We start from the raw sequence: 5,962 nt of genomic DNA, 5'->3' as shown, positions 1-5,962 counted from the left end.
CAGAGCAATCCGAGTACGAAACAGCCATAGAAAAGCTTTCCGAGGGCATTGAGATTGTTAGCGATAGCTGGTTTAACGATCTTGACCCGATTGATCAGGGAAACATACTTGGCAAGTGGGGTGGGCTGAGAGATCCAAAAGCCAAATACATCGGCTCTTGGGGTAATTATCGAATATTTACCGGAAAATTCAAGAACGTTTCGACGAGGCGTGTTGCCAATGGGTTTGGGGTTGCTTTTACAAACCAAGATATTCTACCTAATAGCAGACAGATACCGACCTCTGTGGCGGTGCATGGCGATATGGACACTTTAAAAGCATTTCTACGTATATCAAGTATGCATCATAACAACATTGTTGGCGTTCTCTACAACATAGCGTTAAAGAAAGACAAGGTTATAAAAATAGCCATGGAATTACAGGGTGAACAATCATGATGAATAGCGTTTACAAGGTTCTTACGCCAGCCGGTAAATTCGATGCGATCTTCGCTGAGGATGAGGATATCCCGATTGAATACAGCGGCGATGAGTTGGCGATTGATTTCTTCAAAGACTGGCTATTCATCAATCAAATAAGTGGTTCGCAAGGGCATTTGCTGGATAGCGATCAATTGACACCCGCCGATTTATATGGATTCTGCCAGCCCCTTAATAGCGGGATAGAGGTTATCCCTCCATTTGATGATTTTATGTCGTATATGCAAGAGGATATCGCTATGCAAAATGATGATGAACTCGCAGAAAGTGAGATTTTGGATGGCGTGTACTCCGACTCAGACAAGAAATCAATAGTGGCGACCAATCAACTAATCAAGTTTTTCCGTGAATTCATCGCGTCTGACTTTGAAAAAGCCCAGGTACCAACAGCAATTTATGGATGGACCGCTACCGCGCAGGTAATGGATAAAGAGGATGCCAAGCGCAGATTGCGTGAGCTCATCGATATTGCAATCAATCGCAAGGCCGGCATCGAAGATATCACGCCAAAACAACAGCAGAGACTTGATGATTATCGACATGATGCGCGTGTGATTAGTGACTATCTGACCAAGTGCATACGCCATACAGGTGCACGTAACCTGCTACGCACGCCAGAAATGAAGGCAAAATTTCCAGATATCGACAATCAGCCCAGGGAAGAGTTTGATTCCGCAATTATCAGCGATGAAATAAAAAAAATAGCGGATATGATGCTCGATGGCATATCTGGAATGGACAAAATAAAGCTGATTAAAGAGGCTGGAAGTATCCGCGTGAGCCTTAAAACCGTTCAATCTGGCATGGAGAAGCTAAAAATGGTTAAGAGGATTAAAGAAATACGCGAAGCATTGGGAGTTGGAAGTTCCGGTGCATTGGATAAGAACGGGCTTGACGCTGATGGAATGTGGCCAATGACCAGCGCTGAGTACAACAAAATCCACAGCGACTACAAAGGAACCTTTCCCGATGGTACGCCCACCGCTCTTAAACTGATTAACGGAGCCACCACTATCGTGCCCGTGAGAATCACTGACGAGCAGCAAAAAGACTCGGAACCAGAGGTGGAGCCACAAACCACCGTGGCCGATGTTAACAACGTTATGCCTTTGCTGAAAAACTTCATTGGTGCCGCGCAACTAGCAGCCGTCGGTTCCTTGATTCGTGGTGAAGAAGGTCAGTTCTTTACGGATAAGCTGATCGAAATAGCCAATATAATCCAAACCATGCCAAAAACTTACGACCAGGATGGTATGGGTGATAAAGCGATTGCCTATCTGCACTACTTCAAGGGGTCCGGAGATTGGTACATAACTGAAAAGGACATGGAGGACGACCAAATGCAGGCGTTCGGTCTTGCGGATATATTTGGTGATGGCGGTGAGCTCGGATACATCAATATCGAAGAAATGATTCAGCATGGCGTAGAACTCGATTTTCACTGGACACCTAAAACCCTGGGGCAGATCAGGGGCACGGACAGCGAAGATGAAACTCAAGGCACTCAGGCCGGTGAAGAATCGAGCGAGATTAATGATCCTGCAGAAACGACCGAAACTCCCGAAGATGCGTCGCCAGAGGATAGCGCCAAGTCAGGATTTATATCAGAACTGGAATCATTGAAAGCGGAAACCGATATCATTCGATTCAATGAGCGACTGGATGAGATTGCCGCCAGAGTTGAACAAGCTGGTTTAATGAAAGCACTTGATAAAGAATTGAATGACACAGCTGATGTTCTCACCGCATTATTGGCGGCAGCGGAGAGTGGCAGCAAATGATAACAAAACGTCTACGTGCATTAGTAAATTTGATTCGGCACTACGCTAAATTAATTTCGATATAACCTGAGAAACAGTTGTCTACCAAACCGGTCAGTCAATTTCTTTCAATAATTCTCCGAGATCTAACCAAATAATATGAAACAATTAGTATCGTCTTGATCTCCAGAACTGTATATTGGGTCAATTGGCACGTTATAAAGTTAGCAAACATAATAAATATAACGATTTTGTTGCTCTTTTTACAAGAGTCTGGAAAATATACGGAAACTAAGTAATTACTTGTTAGACTTTGAAAAGAGATCTACAAATGAGTGGATGTTGTCACAACGATCGTACGATAGATAAACTTCGGGAGCGTCAGCGAGGCACCCTTCTGATTGTTCTTGGTATCAATGCAGTTATGTTTCTTGTTATTGCTGGTGCTGCATTATATGGGAATTCAACTGCGTTGCTGGCAGATAGCTTTGATAATCTTGGAGATGCTCTGACCTACGGCCTTAGCCTATACGTTGTTTACCGGGAAACGAGTGCTAAAGCGAAGGTGGCAATATTCAAAGGTATACTTATTCTTGTAGGTGCCTTGGTTGTTGCAGCTCAAGCTATATACAAGCTAATTGTACCCAGCATGCCTATCTTTGAGGTGATGGGCATCTTCAGCCTTATCGCGCTCGCGGCCAATTCGGCATGTCTTTTTTTGCTTTGGCGGCATCGGTTTGAAGATGTTAATATGAGTTCAGTGTGGGAATGCTCGCGCAACGACATAGCAACCAATCTGTCGGTATTTTTGGCGGCTGGTGCGGTTTGGTTCACAGGCTCAGGTTGGCCCGATATTGCGGTCGCGATCGCTTTGGTATGGTTCTTGGTGCGTTCTTCGGTTCGCGTCATTTCATCAGCGCTGGTCGAGCTACGTGCAACTTAGCAAATTGTTACAGCGGAACGACAGTATTTCTTCTCGCTAAACTAACTTTTTCTCGTTAATAATTAATTTTGCATTATCTAACTAACTGCTTAGTATTATAAACCGATGCAAGATCTGTTGTGCTTTAAATCCTAAAATGTCAGTTCCTCTGTAAGCCAATACATACCATATTTGTTAACACCAAGCGACCTTGTCGTATCTTAATCCCCAAGTTATACCTCCAACTTCTACCGATGAAGGACGCGCCATTATAAGGATCAATAGCGCGTAGTTGTTCACCGGAAAACCGCGCAAATAATGCGTTGCCACGTCTTTATGATAGCAAACATAAATGCCATCATCAGGACTTAACAATGATTTCCTTCGCAGAAAAAAGATCCATCCAAAACACAATATTAGAGCAAAACAAGATACTTGCCAGCAATCCATCGTTTAGCGACAAACGGCAAGCGCAAAAAGTCAAATCTGAGGCAATGATTAGACTTGGTTTGGTTAGCCAGGCTCAGCAAGACAATGAAGAAGTAATAGCCCCACGTGAACCAACCTCGCAATACTATGAGTTTGACCCTAACCGCAAACAGTCTCAAAGAAAGAAAGACAATGAGGCCGCTATGTCGCTACTTGCGCGTATCGATGCCGGTGAGATTGATCCGAGCAAGTTAACTGGCGAACAAAGACTGACCCTTGCTAAATATTCCGGTACCGGCGGCGCGTTAATTGGCGCGGATGGTAAAAAGGGTTCTGCTTACGAATATTACACTCCAAAACCGATAGCTGAAGGCATTTGGACATTACTCGGAGAACTTGGGTTTGAGGGTGGCAAAGTTCTGGATCCTAGTGCCGGTGTAGGCATATTTGGTGCCACAGCGCCTTTGAATGCAGCGATTGATGCTGTTGAGCTCAACGAGACATCGGGCAGAATTAATAGCCTGGTAAATGATGGACCAGGCTACGTTGCAACGGTATCTCCATTCGAGAAGGTTGCGGCCAATACTCCGGATGAGCAATACGACGCGATCGTCACCAACGTTCCATTCGGTGGCGTTGCGGATCGTGGCGGCAATCAGTTGCACGATAGCCGGTACCAGAAAGAACCGCTGCAGAACTATTTTATATTGCGCTCTCTTGAGAAACTAAAACCGGGTGGCCTGGCTGTCTTTATCACGCCTCCACGATGCGTGTCCGGCAAGGGTGGAAAAGAAGAGGATTTGCGCGTCAAAGCAAGTTACATGGCCGAATTCATGGGTGCTTATCGACTTCCGAATTCGGTATTTGGTACCGCCAGCGCGGATACCATGACCGATGTGATCGCCTTCCGTAAATACGATCGGGAAACGCTCGACAAGATTGCTGAATTGCGCGAACAATCGGCGCAAACGCTGATCGATGCGAACGTGCTATGGCAACCCTTTATTGAAGGCCAGTATTTCAATACCGAAGGCAAGCGATTCATCCTGGGCGAGTTCGTTCCAAAAGACCCGCATAAATTCCGTGACGTAGATCGCGTTATGAACCCGGCCAGCATGCCAGAAATAGCCAGAATGCTAAGGAGATTCCCTGACTCAAGAATCGATTGGGATTTGTTGGGTACCACGGAAACATCGCCAATCATTTACCGTGATGGCGACACCATTACTCAATCCGGGCAAACACTGCAAATGCAGGATGGCCGGTGGGTGCCATTGGCTCGTAATGAAGAGAGCGCTGACATGGCGGGATTGCTTGGCAAGCTGGCAACCCCATACGCGGCCTTTGAAAACAGAATTCAATGGTCTGATGCGTCAAAATTATTCGACTACATGAATGACACCTCACAGGCGCTCGATATTCCTGGCTGGATGCGTGCTGCAGTCAATGAGCTCAGACGCCTGCCGGACCATAGCGATCGGGCAAAATACTGGAATGCGGGTGTAGTGGGGTTGGCTGTATCTCAAGTGCTGGATGAGCGTTTGAGTGAGGAAACCGGCGTGAAGTACATTGATGAGTATCCAGCGCTATCCGATGCCATGCAGGTTGTCTACTCAGCAGCAAAGAGTCGTCCTTCCAGTCTTGGCGGGAAACTGCGCGATGCCATGAAGAGAATGGGTACTCATTACCAGAAAAAAACTGGATTCTCTGCGGTTTGGCGCGGCGATGTGCAGCAATCGGTAACACCTCTTGAGATAACGGCTGATTCTGGATTCGAGGGATTGCGTTACAAAAACCGATCCATATGGGCATCCGTGGACGATGCTAAAGAAATATTCGGACATGATTTTAATCCGATTGAGGATAACAACTGGTGTATTTCTCCCGATGGCAGGTATGTCACACGTGCAGATGATTACTACACTGGCAATTATGCCGATTTCCTGCGTCGGTCCGATGCTGAGATTGCCCAGGCAACGGATGACACGATTCGAGCCAAGTTGCTGCGTCAAAAGCTGGATGCCGAAAGTCGCCTGGATAAGATCGATGTTTCAAAACTGAACTTCAATCTTTTCAGCCCATACGTGTCATGCGAGGAAAAGGCTGAATTCCTGCGCAGGTTTGTCCACCCTTCCGCTGCTGTTGTATTTGATGAGAAAACCGGGCACAAGAATGTTGATATTGACATTCCTGGCAGCAAACTTTCCGACAATGAAAAATTGCTGAATCGTATTGGTGATTACCTCAAAAATGGCACGATTACCCTGGGCGGGGCAAAGCTGGATATGAGCGATGCTCAAGCATTAAGCATTCTACGCAGGAAAGTGGTGACTGCCAACGAACAGTTTAACGGTTGGGTTCGCGGCAATAAG

At 46.1% G+C, this 5,962-nt stretch carries 5 protein-coding genes; 4 read left to right on the top strand and 1 reads right to left on the bottom strand.

The features are described 5' to 3' along the window. The 3 genes from C7H79_RS18150 to C7H79_RS16095 all read left to right on the top strand — a co-directional run. A partial coding sequence (locus C7H79_RS18150; protein WP_172592485.1) for a hypothetical protein occupies window positions 1-437 on the top strand: 437 nt, incomplete at its 5' end. Continuing rightward, entirely contained in the window at window positions 434-2,260 is a 1,827-nt protein-coding gene (locus C7H79_RS16100; RefSeq protein WP_106708270.1) for a DUF2958 domain-containing protein, read from the top strand. The genes C7H79_RS18150 and C7H79_RS16100, both read left to right, overlap by 4 nt. 310 nt (window positions 2,261-2,570) lie before the next feature. Next, window positions 2,571-3,182, top strand: coding sequence for a cation efflux transmembrane domain-containing protein (locus C7H79_RS16095; protein WP_106708269.1), 612 nt, complete (start codon window positions 2,571-2,573; stop codon window positions 3,180-3,182). A gap of 174 nt (window positions 3,183-3,356) precedes the next feature. Here C7H79_RS16095 and C7H79_RS17760 read toward each other — a convergent pair whose 3' ends face one another. Continuing rightward, the gene (locus C7H79_RS17760) at window positions 3,357-3,536 is read right to left on the bottom strand and encodes a hypothetical protein (RefSeq protein WP_147383646.1); all 180 of its coding nucleotides are present in this window, start codon (window positions 3,534-3,536) and stop codon (window positions 3,357-3,359) included. Here C7H79_RS17760 and C7H79_RS16090 point away from each other — a divergent pair. Further along, on the top strand, window positions 3,536-5,962 hold a 2,427-nt coding region (locus C7H79_RS16090), incomplete at its 3' end, for an N-6 DNA methylase (protein ID WP_147383645.1). The genes C7H79_RS17760 and C7H79_RS16090 overlap by 1 nt on opposite strands.

This window comes from Nitrosomonas supralitoralis (assembly GCF_003011925.2).
GTDB lineage: Bacteria > Pseudomonadota > Gammaproteobacteria > Burkholderiales > Nitrosomonadaceae > Nitrosomonas > Nitrosomonas supralitoralis.
Note: the sequence above shows the minus strand (reverse complement) of the source record. Positions and strands in the feature narration are given on the sequence as shown.